The organism is Pullulanibacillus camelliae, assembly GCF_014642655.1.
GTDB lineage: Bacteria > Bacillota > Bacilli > Bacillales > Sporolactobacillaceae > Pullulanibacillus > Pullulanibacillus camelliae.
In genome coordinates, this window is the sequence record NZ_BMIR01000019.1 from 51,066 (window position 1) to 76,608 (window position 25,543).

Here is a 25,543-nt window from a genome sequence, read left to right on the forward strand (position 1 = left end):
TTGGATAGCATTCATGGTACAATATAGGATAGGATTGTTTGTCCGCTCGCAATAAAGGAGGAAATCAAATGAATTTATCTTTGGAAAATAAGCATTTTGTGGTCATGGGTGTGGCCAATAAACGCAGTATTGCCTGGGGCATTGCGGAGGCTTTACATAGCGCAGGGGCTCGTATTATTTTTACATATGGTAAAGAACGATCGAAGAAGAATATCGATAAGCTGCTTGAAGGCTTAGACGATGCAAGTCGCCATCTTGTACTCCAATGCGATGTAACAGATGATGCAGCGATTGATGAAACCTTTGCAACCATTAAGGAAAAGCTAGGCGTCTTACATGGCGTGGCACATTCCGTCGCTTTCGCCAATAAAGAGGAGCTTGAAGGTGAGTTCGTGAACACTAGCCGTGAAGGCTTCTTACTTGCCCAAAATATTAGTTCCTATTCACTCACTGCAATCGCTCGAGCAGCGCGTCCACTGATGACCGAAGGAGGTAGCATTATCACCATCAGTTATTTAGGTGGAGAACGTGTCGTAAAAAATTATAACGTTATGGGCGTTGCTAAAGCGTCATTAGAAGCTAGCGTCATGTATTTAGCTAACGACCTAGGACAAGACGGTATTCGGGTGAATGCCATTTCCGCAGGTCCCATTCGCACGCTTTCGGCTAAAGGGGTTTCCGACTTTAATACGGTGGCTAAAGTTATTGAGGAACGTGCACCCCTTCGTCGGTCGATTACGAAAGAGGATGTTGCCGGTTCTGCACTCTTCTTATTCAGTGATCTGTCAACGGCTGTTACTGGAGAAGTATTACATGTCGACAGCGGCTACCATACCATTGGAATCTAAATAAAGGTTTAGATCACCCATGAGCAAAGACACCCCTCGCTTTCAGACGAGGGGTGTCTTATTATTGTGTCCTTTTATAAAGCTTAAGTTCTGGCTTTAGTTTTCACTACCTAAGACTGTGGTCCCCTTAGTGTGTGTGTGCTAAAGTACGAACAGCAGGCTGTGTTTTAGCAAAGCGGTGAAGTATAAGCTAGGTTTTCTAAAATATGGGTCAGTCTTGTTTATAAGGTTTCCATGTGACCTTTCCGCAGGTTTGACAGCCACCTGTTTGCGGACGAGTGGGTTCGAAAAGGGATGCTGATTGCTTTTGAGCATTAAATTTTCGCCGTTTAACGGTTCTATAGAGTTCATGGACTTCGGATTTTCTCACGTTTACCACCTCTTTCCTTTTTAGCTCTCTTATTATATTCTGCTGAGGGCTTAAAGGTGTGAGACGAGCCAAATGTTTGGGCGCATAGTGCTTGCTTATAATCTTATGTGTATAGCTGAGGAGTAAGGCGAGGTTAGTGTTCTTTTTTAAATGGGTTGATGGTAGAACGCGATGGGTTTGAAGCAGCCTTTTTAAAGGGATTAATCGTTGTGTGCTGGTCAACGTGATGTCCAAGAAAAGGTGTCTCAGTGGATGCATTTGAGCTGACAGGATTTTCTTTGCCTTTTTGTAAATCATCATCCGCTCGTTTATCAGCAAGTTTTTTTAAGGGCAGTTTCGGCCATTGTTCTAATGTGGGAGCAGTTTCCAAGTAACTTTGGGCAAAAAGGGGATTAATGGGATAAAGGATGCGATGAACAAAAAATTGGAAATCCGCATAGGAAAGATGAGGTGGGGTTAGGGTCCCTTCATGATTAAGAAAGTAATGAAGGATGAGATAGCTTATCCATTCAGGCGCATAGTCTCGATAGTCAGCGTCTATAGTCAGCCTAATAGGGGATTTTTGAGGCAGTAGCCAAACATTTTTATAGATAAGCTGAGAAATTTCAATGGGTTGAATAGTCAGCAAGGGTTTGAGCTGATAGTTCATCTTCTCTTTGTGGATTGTGATAGGGTGTGAGAGCCGTGATTCAAAGCAAATCATAAAATGATGAGCAGACTGATTGGGAGCGGAGTTAACGGTCAACCCTGTATGCTGCAAGCGCTGCTGCAGAATGTCCATTTCTTCATCATTTAACCCGAAGCAGGACACACGCTGTCCGCTGTACCGTTCTGTAATCCCGTTTGCCGTTGAGACTAGGCCCCAAAAGGGCAAACAGCCAAGCAGCTTATGAAAGTCATGCTTTGAGAGCCTTTCTAATTGTTCATTAATCGAGGTAAAGGGCATCGTAAAGCCTTCCTTCCTTAGAAAATGGGCGGGGAGATGTGTACCATTCTCTTATTAATACCCATAGTATGTAATGAAACAATCAACAATGATAGTTGTTGAGTGGAAAGGAAGGTATATATGGGTAACATGCATAAACCGAGGAATATCCAGACTGCAAGCAATAGTTTACAAGATGAATGTATTCGGGTTCCAAAGGTCTATGACTGGGTAACGGATACATTAACAGTTACTAAGACCGTTCCCTTTAGTCGGGAGCAGTTAGAGGCCATCGAAAGCGCTATGGATGATCCTAATCGTCGCCCACTCAGAATCATCAGTCGTACACCAAAAACACCACCATTGTTTCCATTAAATCAAAGCAATCCAAAGCTTTATGAAAATAAGGGATTCTTCTGTGAACAAGTCGGGGAAAAACGCGATGTAACAGTGCCTGTTGGTGGTGAATTTGTTGATGCACAACTCGTCGATCTTTTATTCAATACAGATATCAAAATTGAAGTGGTAGACCGCCATGGCGAATGTGTCACAGAATTTATTGTTGATGCAGCAGCAATGGAATCCTTCGTTCTTTGTTTTCCTGATGGCACAGATCTCCTTTGCAGAATCTCAAAAATATTCAGCCGCATCTCGTCAGGAACAATTCTTTTAAACAATCCTGTTCCTGAAGGCTTCCGACTTGAAGTCACCTTCTGTGTCGATGTTCAAGTTGAAGCCGAAGTGAAGCTAGAGGTTCTAGCGAAGTTCTGCTCACCACGTGATAACAACCTTACAGCTCCAGAAAGTGTTGTCACACCATGTCCTCCAGTAGAATTCCCAGAACAATGCCCAAGCATTTTCCCAGCTAAAAGCTGCGAATGCCAAGCATCAGGGGAGGCAACCGGAAGAACTGGCGATGAAGCAACAGAAGAGGGCGTTGCAAGTGTTTTGGTTGATATTTGCCCCAATTGCAGCTTAGTGGATAGCGTCTTTGAATTCACCTTCGATGATCGTGATAGCGAAGATGGCTTGAAGAACTTCACTTTTGTTGCTGATAGCTTCGATCCAGAAACGCTTGAATGCAAGGAATTAAAAGACTGCACAAAACTTATTGTCAGTGGTGAAGGTCATACCACAGACGGCCATCGCTTAGACTTTAATCTTGCCCTTGTAGCCGGTGACAAAGGTGATCAATTCCAGTTGATTCTCATTAATGACCGGTTCCATCGTCATCCTCGTGTTGTCTTTGATTCAGGTATTGTTCATGTCCTTGAAGGCTCTCTTGAGATCGAGGATTGCGTCAATTTCGATGATCTAAAGTATAAAGTTTAAGACAAAAAGAGTAGGGTCTTCCTGCTCTTTTTCCTTCTCACCTTAAAGTGTCTCCCTCCATTTAAAACGTACAAGGTCTGCTGTCAACATTTTGCCCAGAACCTCATAGGATAAGGAGAGATATGAGAAATTAGTCAGGGAGGCGAGAGCTTGGAGGAGCGCAAACAGGGACTGAGCGTCGCCAGAATCATAGATCGTGAGAAATATTATAAAAATAAGGCATTAGAGTTAGAAAAGGAACTTATTTTTACAAAAGATCATGTAACCAGCTTGGAACAGCAAATCGCAGTTTTTACAGAACAACAGGAGCAACAGGATGAACGTGAAGAGGCCATCAATCAGCTGAAGCAGAAATATGATGATCTTGAACAGCGGTATGAGAAGGATATCCAAGCCCATCAACAGCTTGAACAGGAATTACAAAGTGAAATCGATCGCTTAAATAAGCAGCATAAGCGGTCCTACGAATACGAATTAAGCGATTATAATCAAAAAATTCAAAGCTATGAAAAGCTGCTGGCCGAGGTTCAAAATGATTTGAATGAAAAGGAAAAAGAAATTGATATTTACAAGCGCCGATTAAGCGTGATGGATAAGCGTTTAAAAAGTCAAGGAGAGACCCGCCTCAACGAAGAGCCGGTGCTAGAAGCGGATTCACAAACCGAACATGAAGCCCAACGTGTTTTATCATTCATGGATTATGCGCTCATCGTTCATGAAAAGCGCTGCATGATTCGCGGGGAACTCATTATTGAAAATGTCGGTCAAAAGGGTTTAGGTGTGCCGTATATTTGTTTTCGCTTTACTCCGGGGGATGCGGCAACTATTAAAGGCAAAATCATGTCGTGGGAAAGTCCAGAAAGTGAGTCAATCGATCAAGAAAAATGGCAATGGGCTTTTTTAGATACAGAATGGGCTGAAGAAGCGAAAGAGCGTGGTGAAATTTGGATCTATCCCACACAAGCCATTAAGCTTAATGCAGGAAATAATCTTATCATTAGTGATTTGCAAATTCCAATTGAGACAAAATATTATCAGCAAATAGGTGTCGAGGTTTTTGTCTATTTTCCTGAGGAAAATTACCGCTCTAAAGCAGTCAACCAAATTCTCATTAACTTTTAAAAAAGGATAATGACAAATACACGTGTGTCTCAGGGGAGGTTTGGGCAAATAACTATACCAATTGTGTCATGGACGCATATAGTGTCATGAAACCAATTCAGGAGGGATAAACGTGTCTGAGGAAAAAAAGAAACCGGCGAAAAAATTGCATGTCGATACATTACACATTCATGCCAATGAAATCGTCCTTCATCAAAATACGCCAGAAGGCCAGTCCACACAAGACCAAGGTCAAGGTGGTTTCCAACAGATCCCACGTGATTTCTGGGGATTTCCAATTCGACAAGCACAGCCGCAACCACAAGCACAACCCGCTGCGCAAGCTGAAGAAGGTAGTGGAGAAGAAGAACAAACAGAACAACCAACTAACGAAGGTGCGAATACTGAAGCCGAAGCAGAGGGACAAAACCAACCCCAGCCGGAAGGTCAACAAGGTCCACCACAAGGTCCTCCTTTTGGTTGGATATAAGAAAAGAGCAACCACCGGGGTTGCTCTTTTTGGTTATATGAGAATGCAAGATGGGAATTGAGTGGTTCAATTGGATGCAGATTCAGGGTTATAAATGGTTTGAATAAAAAGACCATCCTCTTGACGCCATTCAGCGAACATGACATCGCGAATGCTGGGGATGCTGCGCTTTTCTAGTTCACTTTCTAACCATTGGGGCTCCTTGCCAATGAGAGAGAAGTTTTGTTTAATGAGGACACCGTCGCTTATAAGTGTCACGGGTAAGCTGACCGATTGGATCGGTAGATTGAGATCCCCTTTATTTGCAGAATCATAAATGGGTTTTTTGATCACTGAAATTTGACCATTGGGTTCGATAATAGCATGCTCTACTTCTCGCAAAGAGAAAATGTCTTTTTCGCGGAGCATAGATTGGAGCCGATTCATATCCAGTTTATTTTTTTTCATCACTGCCCGATCAATAACACCATTATTAATGACAATAGAGGGATTGCTTTCAAAAATAGAGCGGGTGCGATTGATCTTTAACGTGATGAAATCAATGATCAAAATCAATAGTCCCCAGCAGGCGATGCTATAAAGCATTTTCCATGGATCTACATCATTAGAAAATAAGGCATTGCCCACAAATTCACCGAGCACTAAGGTGGCAACAAAATCAAAGGGTGTGGCTTCAGCAATTGAAGAGCGCCCCATGATTTTCATGAGGATGAGCAGCGCAAAAAAACCTAGCAAAAGCTCGATGGTTGTTTCGAAATATGTATGCATAGTCCAGTGCCTCCCATCATTAGTCTACCCAAGGGGACACCGTTCTTATTCTTAGAAAACTTGGCTGGCACCATTTCGCTGGTACTCCTGATGTGATTTTTGCCAATCACACACTTAGGCTGCCCGCAAGCCTTAGAAGGCGAAAGCCAAAGCCCGCCTTATACTCTCTTCCTTTATGAGCGTCAGCAAAGTTAGACATTCTGATAGTATAAAGGAAAAGCAACCCGTCAATAAATCGGGTTGCTCTTAAGAGGCTTTGGAAATCACCTTTTTCATTTCGACGTGAGGCATGTTGGCATCATAAAAGACATCTGATGTTACTTGATAGCCCAGCTTTTCATAAAAGTGCTGGGCATGGGTCTGTGCATGTAAAATCAACTCGCTCAGGCGAAGTTCTGTAGCCAGCTCTTCGATTTTTTGCATGATGTGTAAACCAATATTTTGCCTGCGAAAGTCCTTAAGGACACAGATGCGCTCCACCTTGGCCGCATTGCTTTTGATGCGAAACCGTCCAGCACCGATTGGGGAATTTCCATTGTATGCGACAAGATGGGTGGCTTCATTTTCGAAGGCGTCCACTTCCAGCTCCATCGGGACCTGTTGTTCATCAATAAAGACCTGTTTGCGGACCTTGAGAGCATCTTCATATTGGTGTTCATTTTCAACAACGATAATCTTCATGGGTTTCATCCTTTATTTAAGTGAAAAGTCTCATGTACCGCCCAGACTTGGTTGTCTAATTGATAAAGCAGCTGAAAGCGATCAATGGTTTCCTCATAGTGAAAGTCGATCATTTTCATGAGGTCAAGGATATCTGAATGCTCGAGATCAGCAAGTCCTTGGGCAATGGTAATGTGCGGGACAAAATTATAGGTGTGATCCCTATTCTTAAAGTCTTTGCCATGCAAGAGATCATGAAGCTTCGTTAAATTCGGGTTTTCCTGGACCTTCAGATAGATGACATTATTCACAGGATGAAAAGAGCTGACTTTATCAATCACAATCTTCACAGGTTCAACTTGTGAAGCAATGGATTGAATTTTTTCGATGGTGGCATCTATCTGTGCCTCTTCTAATTCAAAGGGTTCTTTTAACGTGATATGTGGGGGAATATAAGCGTAATGTGGGTCATAACGCTTTCTGTATGAATTGACCTCGTCTTGTAGACGTTTGGATGGAAACATTGCAATTCCATATTTCATTTGCATTTCCTCCTCCATGAATTATAAGAATATTATAGCAGTCAATACAAGCTTTGAATATATTTAGGACAAACAGGTGGATAAAAGCATCACTGATCTTGATAGCGATGTTGAAATCTAATCAAAAGCGCCTCTATTATGGATTGAGCATGGTCGTTAAAGCATGGCCTAAATCCTGCTGCCATGTTTTCCATGTATGGTTCCCCTCAAGCTCTTCGTACTGATATTTTGCTAAGCCTTGTGAGCTGAGGACGCGATGCAAGGCACGGTTGGGTGTCAAAAAGTCTTCATATTGCTCCCAGGTTGTTTTAACCTCTGTTTCCTGAAGACCAATTGTGTGATATATCGCCAGTTTTTCCGCATTAGGATAGGCGGAGGCCTGTTGAATGATTCGTTCATTCACATAAGGAGACTGCATGATGACTTGGCCAAAGGTATGAGGAAAGCGAAGCGCTGTGACCAGTGAGACAGTGCCTCCTAGCGAATCTCCCATTAAAGTACGTGAATGGGCAAGATCGTCCAAGGCATAAGTAGATTTTAACTTTGGCAACAATTCAAAAACAAGACATTTGATGTAGGCCTCTTGCTCGTTCCCTTCAGGATGATATCGGTGCCAACGCTGTTTCACATTTTCATAAGGAATCGCGCAGATGACAGGAGGCATGATTTGCTTTTGTTCAATAAGCTGGTCAGTCAGTCCAGCCATTCGCCCCAGATTGAAATAATCCCGTCCATCCTGAGCGATGACTAATGGATACGTATATAAGGGCGAATAGTTAGGAGGCAAATAAATGATTGCTTTAATCTCTGCTTTTAAAAAGCGACTAGAGAGAATAAAATCTTCGACAATGCGTTGTGATGACGCCATGCTGTCCCTCCACTTTACAATTATTTCATTTCCATTGTACCATAGATAGACGAGGAAAAGCATATTGGAATAGTAGAATGTCGATAAAAACTAGATTATTGTAAAAAGTAAAAAAAGTGATACATTCTCTTGAAATTAAAATCAAGAAAAAGTTGTCCAAATGCATTCTTAATAGAAAAGTTTTACGTATAATACAGAGTAAACACGTTTTTTGTTATTGAAGTTTAAGTTTTGTATGGAAAGGGGAAATCACGAATGAAACAACGTGTGCATAGCCGTGACGTATATAAGGCTGCTCGAAATCTATTAAAAGAACGCGGAGTAGAATTGAAGGATATCGCAGAAATTGTTTATGAGATGCAATCCCCTTATGAGCCTGATTTGAAGCTTGAAAAATGTCTGGAAAGCGTGGAAGCTGTTTTAGAAAAAAGAGAAATGCAGCACGCCCTCCTTGTAGGGATTGAACTGGATAAGCTGGCTGAAAAAGGACTGCTATCTGAACCATTGCAATCGATTGTGGAGGCGGATGAAGGCTTATTTGGCGTGGATGAAACCATTGCGATCGGTGCTGTCTTTGGTTATGGGAGCATCGCCGTGACGACTTACGGGCATTTAGATAAAGCAAAAACAGGAATTATTAAACAGCTGGATTCAAAGGCTGGCAGTGGTGTTCATACCTTTTTAGATGATCTTGTGGCCAGTATCGCCGCCAATGCGTCCAGTCGCTTGGCTCACCACATCCGCGATGAAGAAGAGGAGCAAGAACGTCAGCAGCTCCTTGTGACAGACCAACATGAGAAGGGGATTAGTTAATGAATGGCCCTATGGCTTCCTAGAAGGGAGGGCATAAGTTATACATCCATTTGTTAATGCCTTTCTCAAATGCACTCAAGTTATACACAGTCCGATGTCTGGAAGTTTTTACTCTAGAAGCTCTAACAAATAAGTGGTTGCGGCTGGATAAAGGCAGGAGAGACCCTCTGAAAATTGCAGAGGGTCATTTTAGTTGTTTAGATGTTTCGTAATTCAGGGCATATTTTGTTTTTTATTTTGTTTATAGATATACTCAATCATTCTTTTTGTCTTAATGCCTTGCTGCATGAGGAAAGCTGAGTAAATGGTTGTGAGCGTTAAGCCAGATATCGCAATCCAGAATAATGATGAGATTTTAGAGCCTATTCCAAACTTCAAAACAATACATCTCCTTACCGCTTGCTCATTATGCTTCACTAAAAGTATTTCCTATTCGCATGTAATCATGTATGTTTTATAAGTTTTGAAGTCTTATCTATGGGAATGTTCGATATTTAAAACATATGGGATAATGCACATTTATCGGCTATTTAGGAGATTGTCAGTGTGCAAATTGGCATGAAATTCATTATATATAACGGAGGTGATTTTCAAATGGGGCATCAACAACAACCAATATTTTGCGACCCACAGCAAATCGTTAGAGATTTTTATACACCTCGTGTAGTTCCAGTCATTCATCCCGTTGAAATTGTAAACCGCCAAAACATTGTTAATGTACCTCGACATATTCCACAAGTTGTGCAACGCAACGTAGTCGTAGACCCAGGTTATCCCGGTCCAGGTCAATGCGATTTCTGTCATGGACCCAAAGGGCCTGGCTGGTTCTTTTAATTATCCAACTTAAGCGAGTGGGATAAGAGGGTGCTTTCAAAGGGAAAACCTTTGTAGGCCCCCTCGTTTTTAAAGCTCAGAACCTACAAGCAATTCCTGAGAGCTTTTCCCGATGCACTAGCTGTATGGGGGTCACGTTACCCCACGATGTGAATATTTTACCAGTGTTCTTGGATGAATGTGTGTGATCTCGCTTAACGCATTGTCCCGTTCGTTTCTGCCATCTGCTTGTGAAGAAGTGGGGCTATAAGTGAACTTCATGTTTTTCACAACGTAAGGGCACTCTTTTTTCGTTCTCGATAGTGGGACAAGCGCTTTGACCAGTTTGTTTTAATCTGGGAAGAAGCGAGACAGGACATTGTTCACTTTGACATGACCTCGCAAGCAATGATGTTCTCAAGGAACAATCAAAAAGCTCCCATGAAAGGGGAGCCTGTGTTTAAATAAGATATACTGTTGTATCGTTATCAATCAAAGATGTCACCCATGCGATCAAGGAAGGATTTGGGTTTTTTGCGTTTATAATCCCCATGGTATTTGTGAGCGTGAGCCTCTTTGTACTTGGTCGGTTCCTGATGCTTGTGCTGATAAGCTTCGTTATACCATTTGTTAAACGGCTGACGTAGCTCCTGAGCCTCGGTAAGGAGCTTATCGAGCTCACCGCGGTCCAGCCATACCCCTTTACAGCTTGGGCAAATATCAACCAAGATGCCTTCCTTCTCAACTTCCTTCATGCGAACATCATCACAAACAGGACAATTCATGATAATCCTCCTTTATGATTCCCTATATTTAATACGAGCAATTCTCATCAAGGTTTCAGAATTTTATGTAGGGAGAAAGCTTCAAGCATTCCTTTAGATTATCAATCAAAAAATTTTTAATCCTGCTATTGACGCCTGTTTCATCTTCCTGTATATTAATATTTGTCCTTCAAAAAAATGATCCGTTAGCTCAGCTGGGAGAGCGCCACCTTGACAGGGTGGAGGTCGTAGGTTCGAGCCCTACACGGGTCACCATACATAAACCTATTAGCAACGTGGTTTCTCGCGAGCAGTCCGAGGAACCACGTTTTATTTTTGTGCTCTATTTATGCACGTTGGGGTTCGGAAACAAAGGATCTACGAAAGTGGCATGGCTACTAGTCGATGTATCTAAGTGGAATGGCTGTGAAAAGCGATTTTTGAGAATGAAATTGTATAGCGTTAAAATCAGTGGTCCCTTTCTCCAATAGGGCTGAGGCTATGGTTGTGGAAAGCTTGAGCTTGGGATCAAGGGAAAACGGCTCAGCCGGTTTCCCTTTGACCCGGCTGACTTCTATTGATTAGCATTAAGAATTAATTGAACAGTTTCCTTTGCTGAAGCTATGCCATTAGTAGATAGATTCATCGAATAAGTGACGGTTATCCCTTCATGAAGCATTAAAAGCTTTTCTGCTATTTCATCAGCCTGATCGAATTCTAAATGCCTCAAAAATGTAGCGAATAGCTGTTTAAGCCATCTTTTTTCTTCAAAAATAACCTTTCTTCCAGGATGAGATGCTTCAGGGAGCTCAGCTAAGGCATTTACAAAGGCACAGCCCCTTTGACTATTTGTCTCTAACCATTTCTCTAGTGCATCAAATATACTTAAAATCTTTTGCAAGGGCTTGTCATCTGGAATACGATCCAAATAATTGTCTAGATGTTTTTTCCATTGACGATCGCGTTCTTCTAGGTAGGCGACGATTAATTGATCCTTAGAACCGAAACGATCATATAATGTTTTCTTGGTTACTCCAGCCTCGCTAGCAATGGTTTCGACTCCAATGGAATGAATACCTTTCCAATAAAACAATTGTGACGCTGCGTCTAGGATTTTCAGCGCAGCAGGAGTCCTCTTGGTGTTTTTATCCATCTCTTTCACACCCTTTTATCTAACGTTCTTTATTTTCTCTGTAGCTTCTGCAGGTGTGCCCTTTCTGATGATCCACACACCTAATAAACATATTATCATTCCACCAATAGTTAGAAAACCTATCCTATCTCCAAACATAAGAAAGGCCCAAAACATGGTGACCGGTGGGGTTAAATATAAGAGACTACTCACCCTCGTGATACTGCCTAATTTTAAATTCAGCCAATAAAAACCGTATCCCCCTATAGTCGAAAGGCTAGCCAACCATACAATAGTCAACCAAAATCCTGTTGTAGCAGGAGGAACGGCATTGTTGGTCATGACTCCAATCATTGTAAAAAGAAGGGCGCTTACTGCTGTTTGTATAGGTAATGCATCGCCTAGGTCACTCGAACGTTTTAGACCTTTTTCATATAATGTTGCCCCCACTAAACTGATCATTGCTATAAATGATAAAGCATAAGCCCATAGTGGCACTGGTGCTCCAGCTCCTAAACCTTCATAAACCACGAATAATACACCTATGATTCCTAACAATAGGCCAATCCATTGCTTAATAGATGTGGATTCTTTAAGAATAGGGCCAGCCAAAACTGCTGTCACAATGGGTTGAAGCGTTGTGATTAAATTGGACGTTCCCGCTGAAACGCCATGTTCAACTGATAAAAAGACACAATAGAGATACCCGCCTTGAGCAAATAGGCCAATTAACACTTGTGACAGGATGGCCTTCATAGATAATCTCCTTCTCTTATGCCAAATCCACCAGCCACCTAAAATGATTACGGCTACTATAAATCTCCACATTAAAATAGTCATGGAGTTGGCTTCAGCTGCACCAAGTCGTGCTCCGATGAAACCTGAACTCCACATTATAACAAATCCAACTGCAGCTATAATGTTTAACGGTTTGGTTGAAAGCATCTTATTCCTCCTTAAAAATAAACCGATCGGTATATTCAATGAATATATAAACATACCGGTCGGTATAATGTCAAGGAGATCAGCCTGCTTTCAGGTGTTAAACAAGTAGAAGAGATAATAAAGAAGGGGGATTCAAGGAAATTTTTAAGAGAAGAATTCTCACACTGGGCCTGCTTATTAATACCTGTGCAATAGTTGGAGATAGCAGGTTTCCTTTAATTTGCAATCAGCCGCTCCTTCAGCTTTGTACCTTAATTCATCAAGAGTGTCTAATAACCCGTTTTTTCAGTAAAATGATAAGCACCAAGAATAAATAGGATATTTTTATAGAAATGGGGGTGCAGGTGATTGTTGAACGAAAGCTGACAGCAATAGTTATAAGATAACTTGCCGGTTGGTGGATAAGATCAGGAAGCCTTCCTAGTAAGTGTGTTCGGGGTTATGATGTTTGATTTTCTTTATCATTGGCGCTGAAAAACCATCTGTGATAAACCCTGGATAAGTAGTATGTCAGCCAAATCGTGATGAAGCTCCAATACCATGACCACTTTTTGTATTGAATTAATTTAGTGTATTTTACAGCAAAGATTTCAAAGACAGTAATGATGGAAGTATAGAATATATAATGCAATGCCTTGATAAGGAGCGCTCTCTTTTCGGGGTAATGGACATTAAATAAAGAGCACAGTGCGGGATAAACAAAATACTCGAATGTAAAACTGGACCGATTAGATTTTTTGAAAAACAAACGAGAGGGATAGGAGATTAAATCTTTTTCAACGACGAGTAAGCCGAAAATCCAAGTTATGACTTGCTTAAATAAAAAAGCCAAATGAGCTTCTCGGAGGCCTTTTCTAGGTACAAATAAAATCAATAATAAAATTGTAATCAGTATAGCTGATTTTTCAATTGTTTTTTCTTTCGTAGCTTTCACTCTTTGCTTCACCTCTTAGAGTATAGAATGCAATTATTTCTATCCTTTTATGTACAGGATTGCTTTTAGCTATCGGAAAAAATTATGGTATCATCCTTTACAACTTTATCCTAGCATGGGCTTGGTGTCTTTTCAGTATTGAGAGGAATTTTTATGAATGGGGAATTATAGTTAGTAGAATTTTTTTATTTTATGATACTGGTCCTAATGTGTAGGCATGTTACGACTTTATTATAAATGGATATGTAAACTTAAAGTCATGAAAATTTCTAATGGATTTGTAATTAACGAAATGGTTGCAAGCTAATTGTGAATACTAAATGATTATATAGGGTTAACCGAATGAATGTTGTCTCAGATAGTCCACTTTTCTTTACAGGTATTATAATAAAAATGATTAACATAGTTTCTTGTGGGAAAGGTGTTTCTATTTTGAATTTTTAATCATAGATGAAGATATATGTGCGCAGAAAATCCCTGAATATCGAGAAGTGCAGAGCAAGCCTTTTATTGCCTGTCATCTAGTATGAAGCATTTTAGCAAGAAAATAAGGAATATAACGATCCATTTTCCAATTTGTAGGTGGATAGCTGTTATCTTTTATACGAGAATATACATTCTTTTTGAGCATTAAATAAAAGCCACGATGAAGTGGCTTTTATTGGTGTTATATTATATTTCTTTTGTTTAGGATCTGTTCCGCTGCTCTATTTTCAATGTTATTATTTATTTCCCTTGTGATTCCTGGGATTAAAAATAGGTCAACAATAAGCCATACTCCAGAAATGATGGCGCCAAATAAAGTAAGCGTAAGAATAAGTTGAGCAATTGCAGACCCTTTTTTTCTTAGGTAAAAGCGATGTGCTCCAAATCCTCCAAGGAATATCCAAAAAACGTAGGCAATTGCCATGTTCTTTCCACTTTTTTGGACCTCGCTATTAACGAGTAATTGTTCCTCATTTGTTAGGTTAAGATTCATGTATAATTCCCCCAAATATAATAATTTATGAAAACTCTTTTGAGTAAACAACTTGAAAATAATACTTTATATGGGTGTTGTGGTTAAAAAAGATAGATACCAATTTATGATGCAAATCTGGGTATCTTTCATTATCTAAATATTTTTCGACAAATTTCTTTCTAAGACTGTTCAAAGCAATTCGTTTTTAGGTTAAGCTTGCTCGAATCACATCGCTTATTTTCTTGTAGAAACATTTATATAATAACATGTTTTTACAATAGAAAAAATAGATATTTATAAAATAGTAACGAAAAATGTCAATATTTCTGAAATGACAATTCATATTTCTATTCAAGAATAGCTAAACAGAAAAGCTTAAGAAGTTATATAAAAAGGTGAGGGCTTTAATTCGTTCAAAGCGATGGTTGAAATACTTTGTGTTGGATGTGGCCATTTTCTGAGACTATTTTGTGTGATGGAAGTGGAGGTGAGAGAGTGATGAAATGGGACGTAACCTAGGAAAAAATGTTAGAAGGTAAAGAGGTAATCTTCTACTCACTGGACAGGAAATTCGTGGTGAAGAAGGGGCGTATCTTGCCTTAGCCTCAGATTAGAACAAGAGGCGTTACCTCTGTACTTTTTTAGAATTGCCCTTCTCTCAATGAGGAACCGAAAGTCATAAAAGGCGAGAGAAAAGAACAGCGTAAAAATGATGTGGTGGTATTTCGTGAAATTTATTATAGATCAAGTAAAAGGATGCATCCTTAGTAAAAATGATGGAACAAGGTCGAAGTAAGTTGTAAAAGATAGAGTTCATTTCAAATTTAATTTGTAAACCTGCGTTTAGCCAACAATTTGGATTTTAAGGTGATATAAGTCGTTTTTAATGAAGCGTAGGAGCCGATGGCGGCATAGCCATAAAACCACCCCATAAAAATGCCAGCTAAAAGACTATGTCTGTGGCTAATAAAGATCGAGATCAAAAGGCCTAGCAGAAGGGCGAGTGAAGGGATGAATTTCTTTGGGGGTTTAAGGAAAATTTTTATGAGTTCAGTGCAGATCATAACTAATGGAACTGCAATGACAGCATCCCAAAAGTTTGTCTGTATGGTTGGAAAATCCATATTGGGTCACCCCTTTTTTAAAAGGCATATATTTTGTTCAGGCTTGGTGCCATATCGGGACTTGACAGCACTAATGGTTTGGGTGTGTTGTGTGGGAGTCTGGAGATCGCCACAAGCCATTTTTTTGTCTTAAAAAGGACTACTTGTCTTTCGCTCGCAATTTATTTAAAGCAACCAGCATTTGCTTAGGCCTTGATTTCTGTTCCGTGTGGCTTATGGTCAATTTTTAATGCTTCACATTAACGCGTGAAAGCTGGGGATTCTTTATGTTAGCATGTCCATTACCATTTATTTCATTCTTAAACGGATAAAAGGAATGGTCCTCTCCCACTCTTTACAAATGTTTAAGCTATCCTTACAAAGGTTAGATTAACGTTTAAAATGCCTTAACAAAAAGCCATTAGGCTTGAATTAAAAAGGTGGGTGAAGGGGATGCAGAAAAGGATTCAGGAGAAATTGCCCATATTTGGACTAAGGATACAAAGAGATGAGTATGAGAACAGACGCCATGGTTGGGAGAATGTGAGGGCATGAAAAAATACTTCCCTATCATCGCAATCCTCATAATGAATAGTCTACTTCTCTTAACTTGTACTAGCTGCGGGCAGGTCTCAATAGCCAATGCGAAAAAGCCAGGAAAAAGGCCGTTGGTTATTGCTCATCGTGGCGCTTCAGGTTATGCGCCTGAACATACTCTGGCCGCTTACGATCTTGCTAAAAAGCAAGGGGCAGATTATATTGAGATCGATTTGCAAATGACAAAGGATGGGCAATTGATCGCCATGCATGATGATACAGTGAATCGGACGACTAATGGAACAGGGAAGGTGAAAGCTTTAACTCTGAAGCAAATTAAGCAGTTGGATGCCGGGGCATGGTTTAATCATGCTTATCCTAATCGCGCGAAAGCAAAATACATAGGGTTAAAGGTTCCCACTTTAGATGAGATTCTCAATCACTTTGGCCATCATATGCGTTACTATATTGAAACGAAAAAGCCTTATGAGTATCGGGAAATGAACCAGCAATTATTGATTACTTTGAAAAAGCATCACTTAATTGGTAAAGGAAGTAAAAGGGGTCAAGTCATTATTGAATCCTTTGATGCCGACAGTCTTAAAACCGTTCATAAGCAGTACCCAAATGTAGAAACGATCCAGCTCGGTGATGCGAACAAAATGAATTTAAGTGAGATCAAGCACTATGCAGTAGGTGTTGGTCCCAATGTTGAGACATTAAGGGCAGCCTTTATTAAAAAAGCGCATAAAGAAGGCTTGCTTGTTCATGCATGGACAATAAATGATGAACAAACAATGAAAGACATGGAACGTTGGGGCGCTGACGCTTTTTTCACCAATTATGATGATAAAGCTCTCACCGTTTTAAAACAGGCAGGAGGCAAGGCCAAATAGAAGGCAAGGTCTTCTGTTTGGTTTTTTAATTTAAAAAGAGTCAACCATCTGTGCCCTTTAATACCTATTTAAAAAAAGATGACTGTAACAAGTACTAAAGTCATCTGATGGAGTCACCCGCGGGAGGTGTAAGGGCTTCTATTTTTTATCCTAGTCTTGCGACGGTCAGTGTTCCTTGACCTAGCACACCAGCAGCAATGGGCCCCTCAGCGACCACCTGAATCAAATCGCCTTCTTTAAGGCGGACAATTTGGGCAAAATTGGCTAAGCCGAGTGCTGATAATGGTCCGGCATTACCTAAAAATCGTGAATCTGCATAGACGGATAAGCCACCAGTTGCAGAGACGACTAAAACACTGGCTGTAAATTGTATTAAATAATCTCCGGCTTCTTGAACAATAAGTCCGCCTGTGGGTGAAATCCTTACACATTCTGTTACAAGAATAGGCGCAGTAAGCGGTAAGGGGATAGGCGTTCCAGTGACAGCCAGATCTACCAATGAGCTTGACGTAACGACCCCAACGACGTGTTTGCAATGCTCCCGGAGACACCTTTCTTGCTTGTGACAACAGGAGCAGCATGGTTCTTTTTTACAACAATTGTGCTGATGGTTATCACAAGAATCCTCTGGATCAAATAAATTCCTTTTAAATGACACGACTTTCCACCGCCTTAAGTTATGGATATTTGGTTATTTAATAGCATATAAAAATGGGGCAAAAATGTATGGGCGAAGCAACGGATTACTCCTTTTTCAAAATCTGAGAAAAAAATGGTGTTGTTTGGAGGAGAACATCCTCTTTTTGTGGAAGATAAAGATATTGTGATTGAAACGTTCTTCTAAAAGATGGATTAAATTTTGTTTTTGAAATGGCGATTCAAGTTCGTGCCCGTAAAAAATGGGAGGAGTTGAAAATAGCTTTTTAAATATGAGGTGAGAGTATGCTGGGATTACCAAAGGGAGAGGTGTTTTTTGCTCCCTTAGACAGCGGAGCGGGAATTTATTGTTGAAAGAGAGCGTATCTCAAAAATTGGCAAGGACATTGTTGCCATTCATCATATCGGGAGTATAGCCGTTGCACAATTAAGCACGAAACCGATCCTTGAGATCGCTGGTGAGGCCTGTGTTCTTTCTTTAGAAGAGCTTGGTTATGCTTATAAAGGAACAGACCTCCTTCCTGAACGCTATTATTTTAGCAAAGGTGAGCCACGGACCCATCACATTCATATGTGCCAAAGTGGCAATCGCTATTTGCTTGAGCAATTGCCATTCAGAGATGACTTGAGACATCATGAGGATGCCAGACGTGACTATGAGCAGCTTTGCATAAAAAGAATAAGCATCAGTATGTTGATGCGAAAACCCATTAAAGTCACTTCTAGAAAAAATATAATTTGATAACACTGTAGGGAAACAATGCGTTCAATAAGGGGGGAGGGTATGGAAGAAAAAACATCAAGCGACATCCACCCTAATGTATGGCAGCTTTTATCCTTTGCCACTTCTGAAAAAAACATTGCTCAAGAATATAAAATATACCTTAAATCATCGAAAAGAAACTGGTTTGCCTATTGGCGTGATGATGAAATCGCAGGATGTATCGGGATTGAAGGTTTAAGTCAACAGCGTTGCGAGATAAAGCATATTGCGGTTTCTCCTAGCCATAGAAGAGAGGGGATTGGCTCCCAAATGATACGCTATGTCTTCGATCACTGCACATGTGTAAGCCTTTTTGCGGAAACTGATAAAGAGGCTGTTCAATTCTATGAACAATGTGGATTTATCATCTCAAGCTTAGGAGAAAAGTATCCGGGTGTGGAACGCTTTTACTGCGTTTTAGAAAGGCATTAGCACTTTTTAATAGATGACTAATTGATGGAGGTGCTTACATTGCTTCAACGCTCGATTTGTATATTTCCTCATTTTGATAACATGGAGAAGATTGACTTCCTAAGAAAGAAGTATGACAGGCTTTATCGATATATTCCTCCACATCTCACACTTGTTTTTCCATTCAAAAGCACAATAAGTCAAGAGGTGCTAACCGCACATATACAAGACGTTCTAACCGGCATGCGTCCCTTTCAGATAACCTTACAGGGCATTACAGGTTCTGAGAAATATTATTTATTTCTAAATGTAAAGAAAGGGAATGACCTCCTTCTTTCTATCCATGACAAGCTGTATACAGGGATACTTGAAAAATACCTTCATAGAAAAATAAGCTATTTCCCCCATTTAACTGTTGGTAGATTGGCTAACAAGACACAGTTTGAGAAAGCAATAACAGATACTGCAGCGTTTACAGAGGAATTTACTACGGTAGTAAAGGAGCTATCGGTCGAACAAATAGATGAGGCCAATTACTCACATAGTGAATTTACAGTCAAACTGCGAAACACATAGAATGAGTCTTAAAGCACTCCATGATGGATCAAAAAAAGCTGAATCCTACTATATTAAAGGAGCAATGTGATGATGCCAACAAATCTTAATAGTGTTGAAGAGGTTTTTACGATCTACAAATCTGCTGTTTATGAAAAGAACGTTGAACGATTGTTATCGATTTACTCTTCTCATATTCATATTTATGATTGTTGGGGAGAATGGGAGTGTAGGGGGATTTCCCAATGGCGGGAAAAGGTTGAAGAGTGGTTTGCTGGATTACAGGAAGAAGGGGTTGACCTTCAAACAGACTTTACAGATGTCGTGATTGAAGAAGCGCCTAACCTGGCGTTTGCTCATTGCAATCTTTTATATGCAGCGTATAACCCATCAGGGGAAAAGCTACGTCACATCACCAATCGTTTCACATTTTGCCTAAGAAAAGAAAAGCACGCATGGTACATTACCCATGAACATTCTTCACTGCCTATTGATATGGAGACAGGAAAAGGGTTGTTTCGCTTAAAATAAAGGATGGGAGTCTGTTTGAATGGCATAGTGCATCAAGACATAGTGGCTATCATTAAAAATAGTGTGAGTATCGCAAAAAAGGAAATAAATAGATATGTGACTAAAACTCAAGATAAAGCTGGCTATTTTTATCTATCCCTTGCTGTGGACAAGAATATGGAAAGCCCCTTCAAGATGCCTTATTACGAGAATGTGTTGAAGAGCTTGGTCAGTAAATGGGTATCGGTGAACTTCTAGTTGTTCGAGAGTATATTAGCAAACGTCGTGAACAGGCTTATTTCCTCTGTTTATTAAAAAGATGTTGCCGGGTTCAGCGCCTCAGCCTGACAGTGTTCAAATGGGTGTAGAAGGGGGAAATATCGCAGTAATATTACTGTACCTGATTTATTCATACTTCGGGAGAAAACGAGATCTGGGATCAAAGCTAAATTTCCCATGCCACTTTTATGGAAATTATGTTGGAATTGTCTCCGATTGAGGAATTAAAACGGTCACTCTCCACAAAATGACCTGTTTTTGGGCATACTTTTCCCTTGGNTGGCACTCGCTTTCCACGGGATCCTCGGAAGAAAGACACTTCCTGCGGGGTCTTCGGACGCGTGCTGTTCCCGTAGGAGTCTCGTGCCATACGCTCCAATCACTCGAGCTTTAATGCTTGAATGCGTTGAAGTATTTCCCAAAAGAACACTTGATATACGAAGCTTGAGGATAATTTGAAGTACAATGATTGACCTGACTTTACTCATTTGCTGGCCACTTTAATGATCCTTGTCCGTATGGGTTGGATTGGCATATTCTTTTGTCCCTCTGGAAAGTGTACGAAGCTAGTTTGTTAGGTTGTACGCCAGCAGGCTTAAGCAGCATTCTTACCTCATTAACTTGGAAGGAATGGCTGCACATTCTATCAAAGTTAAAACCATTCTTACTTCCTTGATGTAATTTTCCATCGTTCCTCTTTTCTGATAAGCGCGGACGATAGCCTTTGGTGAAAAAGCATCCATAGGTTTGTCACAAAGAAAGAATGGGTGAAAAACAATTCTCCAGCCGGCCGAACGGATTGGACAATCACCTTTCGCGGTTTAGCCCACGCTTGATAGTCCATCTCTTCATAATGCATTTCCGTCTTTGATACATCGGACGGCATTGAGTTAGGGTGTAGCTCTTTTGCGAGACTTTGTAAACTGGCGTTGGACTTCATTCGAGTGAACAAAGTAATGCCTTTCATCCTTTAGTTTGAGGTGTTGAATCAAAGTTTGGGAGAAATCCACTTTTTCGTCGCATTCTCGGAATATGAATTCACCTGTATCGGAGGAAAGTAATCCTCCATCATTTGACGATTGAAATCAAGCGTTATTTGCGGTAAAGGAGCCAATATAAGAATCCTTTCCGGTGGTTATTTTGTGGTGATTTAACCTTATCAGAAACGGGTTCTTTTTTCATTTATTTGATGCGTTGAAATACAGAATAAACCACTTGATAGATAAGCCTTTTTACTGTGTTTTGGGAACTTCTATGAATAGTCTAGGCTGTAGATATATCCTCAACAATTCAATCAATTATTTACAAATGTATCTCAAGGGTTCTGTCCCACTTGATTTTTCAGAAAGCTTTTCATATCCTCATATCCATAATGGTTTATTTCATAGGCAATGCGTCTTAGCATTCAAGTACTCTGTAACTTTTGCCTCTACCCAATGAGCGGCTAGCTTTGGATGATACCCTTTCTGATGATGCCAGCCCCGTATCCAAATGTCGTAATGGAGATCATCCTTCTTATAAAGCTTTATTTTTTGTTTGAAAACCTCTGCTTTTGTTACGTGTAAGTCCTTTGCAAGCTGCTTTAATGCTTTCTCAATAAGTGTGTAGTAGGGATGCTTAAATTTGACTTTGCTCATTTCTAGTAACCTTAGATCACGCTCTAAGACACGATAGGTGAGTGGTAAGAGAATGTAGCTGTTTATGAGTGCTTCCTCAGTCGCTGTTAAATCATAAGAAGTCATTACATTATCACCTCATAAACATAATATGCGAATATATATTCTTATTATACCATTATTAAGGAATGTGTGTTCTTATTTTGCGCAAGGGGATCAAAACCTCAGTATAATCGTTTGAATATGGGAATAATAACACCAAATCATAGGAATATTTGGGGGTATGAGAATGGATAGGGAGAGGCATTATGGCAGTGATTATAAATATATTCCAATGACCTCTATTGACAGTGGGCTGGGCATGGAGGTATGTCCGGATGTATTTTTCCATACGATTCAAATAGTCAATATTCTTCTGATTGGCCATCCAGAAAGTGAAACTTTTGTGTTAGTAGATACTGGTATGCCGCTATCGGCAAATAAAATGATCTCGGTCGTTGAAAAGCGGTTTGGTATAGGGGGTCGCCCGAAGGCGATCCTTTTGACACATGGTCACTTTGATCATGTTGGTGCCGTGATTGATTTGGTCGACCGCTGGCAGGTTCCGGTCTATGCGCATGAAGATGAAATGCCCTTTCTGACAGGCCAAAGAAGCTATCCGGAGCCAGATGCCACCGTTGAAGGCGGAATGATAGCGAAATTATCACCGTTTTTTCCTCATACACCTATTGATTTGGGAGAGTATATAAAACCGCTGCCGTCAGATGGGTCGGTCCCTCACTTGCCGGATTTTAAGTGGGTGCACACGCCGGGACATTCACCAGGGCATGTTTCCTTTTTTAGAGAAGGCGATCGAGTGTTACTTGCCGGGGATGCCTTCACGACCGTAAAACAGGAATATCTGTTTAAAGTGATGACCCAAAAGCAGGAAATCAGTGGACCGCCAAGATACCTCACAACGGATTGGGAAGCGGCTAAGTGGTCGGTTATGACATTAGAAGCATTACAGCCAAGGCTGGCGATAACAGGTCATGGTCTGCCAATGGCTGGAGACAAGCTGGCAAGAAGTTTACACCAGCTTGTTGGAGCATTTGACGAGATGGCGGTCCCTAAGTATGGGAAATATGTCAACTAACGGGACCCGCTCAGGGGAAAAGGAGTGCCATAGCTTGTTGATGTGAGGATCTTTGCGAATCATTGCCTGTTTGAGATAGACGTGCTGTTTTTTACTATTGCAGCCCACTCGAATGTATGCTCGTGTGGGCTGCAATGGTTATGTTTATTTCTATTCGTTGAGTCTTATTGGCAGGTGTTTAAGGCCGCGAATTAAAATGCCAGGGCGCCATTCGAATGTGCTTGGTTCAGCGGCAAGCTGTAAGTGGGGATAGCGTGCTAATAATGCGAGAAGCGCGACTTCGCCCTCTAGTCTAGCAAGTGGTGCACCTAAGCAAAAGTGGATGCCCTTGCCAAAAGCCAGATGACGATTATACTGTCGGGTAATATCAAAGGCTTCTGGTTTCTGAAATGGCTCGGGGTCGTGATTGGCCGAATCAAGGGCGATCAGGATAAGCTCACCTTTGGAAATTGCTTGACCGTAAAATATCATATCTTCTGAAGCCCATCGGGCCGTTGAAAACTCAACTGGCCCGTCATAGCGGAGCATCTCTTCGATAGCTGAATGGATCAGTGTCTGATCTTTTTTTAGCTTATCTAACTGTTCGGGATGCTCTAATAAGGCTAGTAGCCCATTGCCAATCAGGTTCACTGTTGTTTCATGGCCAGCGATGATTAATAAAAAGATCAGTGAGCGAATTTCTTGTTTGGTTAATTGTTCGCCGCGTTCTTCGGCTCTAATTAAACGGCTAATTAAGTCATCTTGCGGGTTGTGTTGTCTATGGGTAATCCACTGATCAATATATTGAGCAAAACTCAGCATTAGAGGTTGGATCTGTTGGATTTGTTTTGGGTTATTGGCGGCTTCGACTAAGGCATTGGACCACTCACGAAATTTATCACGATCCTCCAATGGCACGCCTAGCATTTCACAAATAACTGTGATAGGTAGAGGGAAGGCAAAGGCGTCGATGAGATCGAGCGTTTTCTGGCCTTCTATGTTATCAAGTAAATCATTTGTAATGGCTTCAATCCTAGGGCGCAAATTGGCAATCATGCGTGGGGTAAAGGCGCTTTGAACTAAATGGCGTAAGCGGCGATGCTCAGGAGGATCTGAATTAAGCATGTGGTGCGTAAAAAGCTGAGTTTGAAGGGCATGTGGCTGCTGTTCAGTCGGTTCTTTTTCATTTAAAAAAGTTGTTGGATCTTTAACAAAACGTTCTTCTTTCAGGGCTGCAACGGCTTCCTCATAGCGGAAGATCATCCATGCGGTTTGCCCATCAGGCATTGTCATGTGGTGAACGGGGCTGTGTTCTCTAAAGTGTTGAAAGCTTGGATAAGGGTTTTGATTAAAAGCATCAGACCATACATCAAGAGGCATTGATTCTTTTTGCTCTACCATGGGAATTGCTCCTTTCCTTTCCTTAGCATGTGTTCGATCATTGGACACGTCTTCACTATACTATTCGTTACTTGTGACTATTAGACTCCCGTCGTTGGTGAATTTTGAAAGGATTATTTCAAGTGAGAATTATATTAATAAAATTAAAAATATTTAGTAATAAGGTTGGATGTATTTTTGTCAAGTAAGTGATAATGTAATGTAAAGTTAAAGCCCTTTAATTTATAGAATTTTCATACTATATTTCCTTATTTCTGCACTACCCTTCAATGCATTGAACCCACTCACAGCAAATGATTTTCCACAAGCTGCTTCAACCTTTCCATTATTTAGTGTCATGTCAATTGATTTTGGGATAAAAAATGACAAGGAGATGATGTAGCCAAGAAGTGCAATTGCTCATAAGGGGGGACAGATGTGAAAAGCAGTATAGAGGATGTTGCTAAAAAAGCGGGTGTATCCGTTGTGACTGTCTCAAGAGTATTAAATCAATCCAAATCAGTTCGCCCAAGAAATCGAGAAAAGGTGCTAAAGGCTATCAAGGAATTAAATTATTCTCCGAGTGCGGCTGCTCAGACTCTAGCACTTGGTAAAACGAGAGTTATAGGCTTAACCATTAGTAACCTGAATGATTCCTTCTTTGAGGGTGTTGTCAAAGCGATCAGCAGGAACTTAGAAAGACACGGCTATTTTATGGCATTATCTGTGATTCCTGCCAGAACATCGAGTCTAAATAGTAATGGCGGTTTTCTCTTTCAGTCTGATCGCGTCGATGGGGTTATCCTGTTAACACCTGTAAATGAAGCTGTCGATAGCGAGGTGCTTAAAGCAAAAGGCATCCCCTTCATCTTACTTGATCACCAGAATGAATATGTGAACGCACCTTCTATTGTTGTCAATAATTTTAAGGGTGGCTATGAAGCAACGCAGCATCTTATTCAATTGGGACATAGAAACATTGCCCATATCAGTGGTCCTGACATTTACTTAAGCAGTAAAGAAAGAAGAAGAGGTTATTTGGCGGCAATTAGGGATGCAGGGGTGCAGGGAGGGCAACTACAAAAGAGTCACTTTTCCATCCGAGGAGGGTTTGAAGCGACTCGGAAATGGTTAAAAGACGGCAAAATGCCAACGGCAATTTTTGCGGCGGATGATTTCATAGCTCTTGGGGCGATTCATGCTTTACATGATAGAGGCTGGAGAGTTCCAGAAGATATTTCGGTTGTTGGCTTTGATGATCAATCCTTTGCAGCAGAGATTCATCCGCGTCTAACAACGGTAAAGCAGCCAGAGGAAGAAATCGGTGAAAAGGCTGTTCTCCATTTGTTGTCCCTTATTAATCATACCATTGCAGAACCGGAGAGCATCAGAGAATGCTTAAACCCACATTTAATCATTCGTGAGTCGACCGCACCTCCGACTCGTTCTTAAAAAT

29 protein-coding genes, 1 tRNA gene and 1 pseudogene are annotated in these 25,543 nt (G+C 40.8%); 14 read left to right on the forward strand and 17 right to left on the reverse strand.

Annotated features, from left to right (window positions below; all coding sequences use genetic code 11):
* Positions 1 to 68: 68 nt before the first annotated feature.
* Positions 69 to 848: an enoyl-ACP reductase FabI gene (gene fabI, locus IEW82_RS16010; RefSeq protein WP_188696774.1), complete on the forward strand. Its 780-nt coding sequence runs from the start codon at positions 69 to 71 to the stop codon at positions 846 to 848.
* Between the two features lie 211 nt (positions 849 to 1,059).
* Here fabI and IEW82_RS16015 read toward each other — a convergent pair whose 3' ends face one another.
* Together IEW82_RS16015 and IEW82_RS16020 are read right to left on the reverse strand one after the other, a co-directional pair.
* A complete protein-coding gene (locus tag IEW82_RS16015) occupies positions 1,060 to 1,218 on the reverse strand; it encodes a hypothetical protein (protein WP_188696777.1) in 159 nt (52 codons plus the stop codon).
* A 133-nt stretch (positions 1,219 to 1,351) separates the two neighbouring features.
* A complete protein-coding gene (locus IEW82_RS16020) occupies positions 1,352 to 2,164 on the reverse strand; it encodes a hypothetical protein (RefSeq protein WP_188696780.1) in 813 nt (270 codons plus the stop codon).
* Positions 2,165 to 2,284: 120 nt separating this feature from the next.
* On the opposite strand from IEW82_RS16020, the gene IEW82_RS16025 reads away from it, so the two are divergent.
* The 3 genes from IEW82_RS16025 to IEW82_RS16035 all read left to right on the forward strand — a co-directional run bounded on the left by IEW82_RS16025 (position 2,285) and on the right by IEW82_RS16035 (position 5,066).
* Positions 2,285 to 3,475 carry a BMQ_0737 family morphogenetic spore coat protein gene (locus IEW82_RS16025; RefSeq protein WP_188696783.1) on the forward strand — a complete coding sequence of 397 codons (1,191 nt, stop codon included), beginning with the start codon at positions 2,285 to 2,287 and terminating at the stop codon, positions 3,473 to 3,475.
* Between the two features lie 150 nt (positions 3,476 to 3,625).
* Complete coding sequence (locus IEW82_RS16030; protein ID WP_188696785.1) at positions 3,626 to 4,597, forward strand: AAA family ATPase; 972 nt, start codon at positions 3,626 to 3,628, stop codon at positions 4,595 to 4,597.
* Between the two features lie 112 nt (positions 4,598 to 4,709).
* Positions 4,710 to 5,066: a hypothetical protein gene (locus IEW82_RS16035; RefSeq protein ID WP_188696788.1), complete on the forward strand. Its 357-nt coding sequence runs from the start codon at positions 4,710 to 4,712 to the stop codon at positions 5,064 to 5,066.
* A 66-nt stretch (positions 5,067 to 5,132) separates the two neighbouring features.
* On the opposite strand, the gene IEW82_RS16040 is transcribed toward IEW82_RS16035, so the two are convergent.
* The 4 genes from IEW82_RS16040 to IEW82_RS16055 all read right to left on the reverse strand — a co-directional run bounded on the left by IEW82_RS16040 (position 5,133) and on the right by IEW82_RS16055 (position 7,904).
* Positions 5,133 to 5,834: a DUF421 domain-containing protein gene (locus IEW82_RS16040; protein ID WP_188696791.1), complete on the reverse strand. Its 702-nt coding sequence runs from the start codon at positions 5,832 to 5,834 to the stop codon at positions 5,133 to 5,135.
* A gap of 246 nt (positions 5,835 to 6,080) precedes the next feature.
* Positions 6,081 to 6,515 carry a GNAT family N-acetyltransferase gene (locus tag IEW82_RS16045; RefSeq protein WP_188696793.1) on the reverse strand — a complete coding sequence of 145 codons (435 nt, stop codon included), beginning with the start codon at positions 6,513 to 6,515 and terminating at the stop codon, positions 6,081 to 6,083.
* Positions 6,516 to 6,520: 5 nt separating this feature from the next.
* Entirely contained in the window at positions 6,521 to 7,036 is a 516-nt protein-coding gene (locus IEW82_RS16050; protein ID WP_188696795.1) for a YjcG family protein, read from the reverse strand.
* 136 nt (positions 7,037 to 7,172) lie between these two features.
* Complete coding sequence (locus IEW82_RS16055) at positions 7,173 to 7,904, reverse strand: alpha/beta hydrolase (protein WP_188696798.1); 732 nt, start codon at positions 7,902 to 7,904, stop codon at positions 7,173 to 7,175.
* Between the two features lie 255 nt (positions 7,905 to 8,159).
* On the opposite strand from IEW82_RS16055, the gene IEW82_RS16060 reads away from it, so the two are divergent.
* A complete protein-coding gene (locus IEW82_RS16060) occupies positions 8,160 to 8,717 on the forward strand; it encodes a phosphatidylglycerophosphatase A family protein (protein ID WP_188696801.1) in 558 nt (185 codons plus the stop codon).
* Positions 8,718 to 8,930: 213 nt separating this feature from the next.
* Here the strand turns inward: IEW82_RS16060 and IEW82_RS16065 are convergent, their stop codons facing one another.
* Positions 8,931 to 9,095, reverse strand: coding sequence for a hypothetical protein (locus tag IEW82_RS16065; RefSeq protein WP_188696804.1), 165 nt, complete (start codon positions 9,093 to 9,095; stop codon positions 8,931 to 8,933).
* A 168-nt stretch (positions 9,096 to 9,263) separates the two neighbouring features.
* On the opposite strand from IEW82_RS16065, the gene IEW82_RS16070 reads away from it, so the two are divergent.
* Positions 9,264 to 9,551: a spore coat protein D gene (locus tag IEW82_RS16070; protein WP_229672696.1), complete on the forward strand. Its 288-nt coding sequence runs from the start codon at positions 9,264 to 9,266 to the stop codon at positions 9,549 to 9,551.
* A 467-nt stretch (positions 9,552 to 10,018) separates the two neighbouring features.
* Here IEW82_RS16070 and IEW82_RS16075 read toward each other — a convergent pair whose 3' ends face one another.
* Entirely contained in the window at positions 10,019 to 10,315 is a 297-nt protein-coding gene (locus tag IEW82_RS16075) for a TFIIB-type zinc ribbon-containing protein (protein ID WP_188696807.1), read from the reverse strand.
* A 179-nt stretch (positions 10,316 to 10,494) separates the two neighbouring features.
* Here IEW82_RS16075 and IEW82_RS16080 point away from each other — a divergent pair.
* Positions 10,495 to 10,570, forward strand: a tRNA-Val gene (locus IEW82_RS16080).
* A gap of 298 nt (positions 10,571 to 10,868) precedes the next feature.
* On the opposite strand, the gene IEW82_RS16085 is transcribed toward IEW82_RS16080, so the two are convergent.
* The 5 genes from IEW82_RS16085 to IEW82_RS16105 all read right to left on the reverse strand — a co-directional run bounded on the left by IEW82_RS16085 (position 10,869) and on the right by IEW82_RS16105 (position 15,390).
* Positions 10,869 to 11,447 (reverse strand): TetR/AcrR family transcriptional regulator, encoded by a 579-nt coding sequence (locus IEW82_RS16085; RefSeq protein ID WP_188696810.1) that lies wholly within the window; start codon positions 11,445 to 11,447, stop codon positions 10,869 to 10,871.
* Positions 11,448 to 11,462: 15 nt separating this feature from the next.
* Complete coding sequence (locus IEW82_RS16090; RefSeq protein WP_188696813.1) at positions 11,463 to 12,371, reverse strand: DMT family transporter; 909 nt, start codon at positions 12,369 to 12,371, stop codon at positions 11,463 to 11,465.
* 439 nt (positions 12,372 to 12,810) lie between these two features.
* Positions 12,811 to 13,305, reverse strand: a complete 495-nt coding sequence (locus IEW82_RS16095; RefSeq protein ID WP_188696816.1) for a CBO0543 family protein — start codon at positions 13,303 to 13,305, stop codon at positions 12,811 to 12,813.
* Between the two features lie 667 nt (positions 13,306 to 13,972).
* Entirely contained in the window at positions 13,973 to 14,284 is a 312-nt protein-coding gene (locus IEW82_RS16100; protein ID WP_188696819.1) for a TM2 domain-containing protein, read from the reverse strand.
* An 806-nt stretch (positions 14,285 to 15,090) separates the two neighbouring features.
* Positions 15,091 to 15,390, reverse strand: coding sequence for a hypothetical protein (locus IEW82_RS16105; protein WP_188696821.1), 300 nt, complete (start codon positions 15,388 to 15,390; stop codon positions 15,091 to 15,093).
* 530 nt (positions 15,391 to 15,920) lie between these two features.
* Between IEW82_RS16105 and IEW82_RS16110 the strand changes: the two genes are divergently transcribed.
* Positions 15,921 to 16,802: a glycerophosphodiester phosphodiesterase gene (locus tag IEW82_RS16110; RefSeq protein ID WP_188696825.1), complete on the forward strand. Its 882-nt coding sequence runs from the start codon at positions 15,921 to 15,923 to the stop codon at positions 16,800 to 16,802.
* 145 nt (positions 16,803 to 16,947) lie between these two features.
* Here the strand turns inward: IEW82_RS16110 and IEW82_RS16115 are convergent, their stop codons facing one another.
* A complete protein-coding gene (locus IEW82_RS16115) occupies positions 16,948 to 17,460 on the reverse strand; it encodes a hypothetical protein (RefSeq protein WP_188696828.1) in 513 nt (170 codons plus the stop codon).
* Positions 17,461 to 17,853: 393 nt separating this feature from the next.
* Here IEW82_RS16115 and IEW82_RS16120 point away from each other — a divergent pair, with 393 nt between their 5' ends.
* The 4 genes from IEW82_RS16120 (at position 17,854) to IEW82_RS16135 (ending at position 19,719) form a co-directional block, all read left to right on the forward strand.
* Positions 17,854 to 18,201, forward strand: a complete 348-nt coding sequence (locus tag IEW82_RS16120; RefSeq protein ID WP_229672698.1) for a GrpB family protein — start codon at positions 17,854 to 17,856, stop codon at positions 18,199 to 18,201.
* 42 nt (positions 18,202 to 18,243) lie between these two features.
* Positions 18,244 to 18,654: a GNAT family N-acetyltransferase gene (locus IEW82_RS16125; protein WP_188696831.1), complete on the forward strand. Its 411-nt coding sequence runs from the start codon at positions 18,244 to 18,246 to the stop codon at positions 18,652 to 18,654.
* Positions 18,655 to 18,693: 39 nt separating this feature from the next.
* On the forward strand, positions 18,694 to 19,209 hold the full coding sequence (locus IEW82_RS16130) for a 2'-5' RNA ligase family protein (RefSeq protein ID WP_188696834.1): 516 nt from the start codon (positions 18,694 to 18,696) through the stop codon (positions 19,207 to 19,209).
* Between the two features lie 69 nt (positions 19,210 to 19,278).
* Entirely contained in the window at positions 19,279 to 19,719 is a 441-nt protein-coding gene (locus IEW82_RS16135) for a YybH family protein (protein WP_188696837.1), read from the forward strand.
* Between the two features lie 637 nt (positions 19,720 to 20,356).
* Here IEW82_RS16135 and IEW82_RS16140 read toward each other — a convergent pair.
* Together IEW82_RS16140 and IEW82_RS16150 are read right to left on the reverse strand one after the other, a co-directional pair.
* A pseudogene (locus IEW82_RS16140) lies at positions 20,357 to 20,929 on the reverse strand (transposase).
* 430 nt (positions 20,930 to 21,359) lie between these two features.
* Positions 21,360 to 21,719 (reverse strand): YhjD family protein, encoded by a 360-nt coding sequence (locus IEW82_RS16150; protein WP_188696841.1) that lies wholly within the window; start codon positions 21,717 to 21,719, stop codon positions 21,360 to 21,362.
* A 163-nt stretch (positions 21,720 to 21,882) separates the two neighbouring features.
* Here IEW82_RS16150 and IEW82_RS16155 point away from each other — a divergent pair, with 163 nt between their 5' ends.
* Positions 21,883 to 22,728: an MBL fold metallo-hydrolase gene (locus IEW82_RS16155; RefSeq protein WP_188696844.1), complete on the forward strand. Its 846-nt coding sequence runs from the start codon at positions 21,883 to 21,885 to the stop codon at positions 22,726 to 22,728.
* Positions 22,729 to 22,878: 150 nt separating this feature from the next.
* Here IEW82_RS16155 and IEW82_RS16160 read toward each other — a convergent pair whose 3' ends face one another.
* Complete coding sequence (locus IEW82_RS16160) at positions 22,879 to 24,108, reverse strand: cytochrome P450 family protein (protein WP_188696848.1); 1,230 nt, start codon at positions 24,106 to 24,108, stop codon at positions 22,879 to 22,881.
* A gap of 417 nt (positions 24,109 to 24,525) precedes the next feature.
* On the opposite strand from IEW82_RS16160, the gene IEW82_RS16165 reads away from it, so the two are divergent.
* Entirely contained in the window at positions 24,526 to 25,539 is a 1,014-nt protein-coding gene (locus IEW82_RS16165; RefSeq protein WP_188696851.1) for a LacI family DNA-binding transcriptional regulator, read from the forward strand.
* The last annotated feature ends 4 nt before the right edge of the window (positions 25,540 to 25,543 follow it).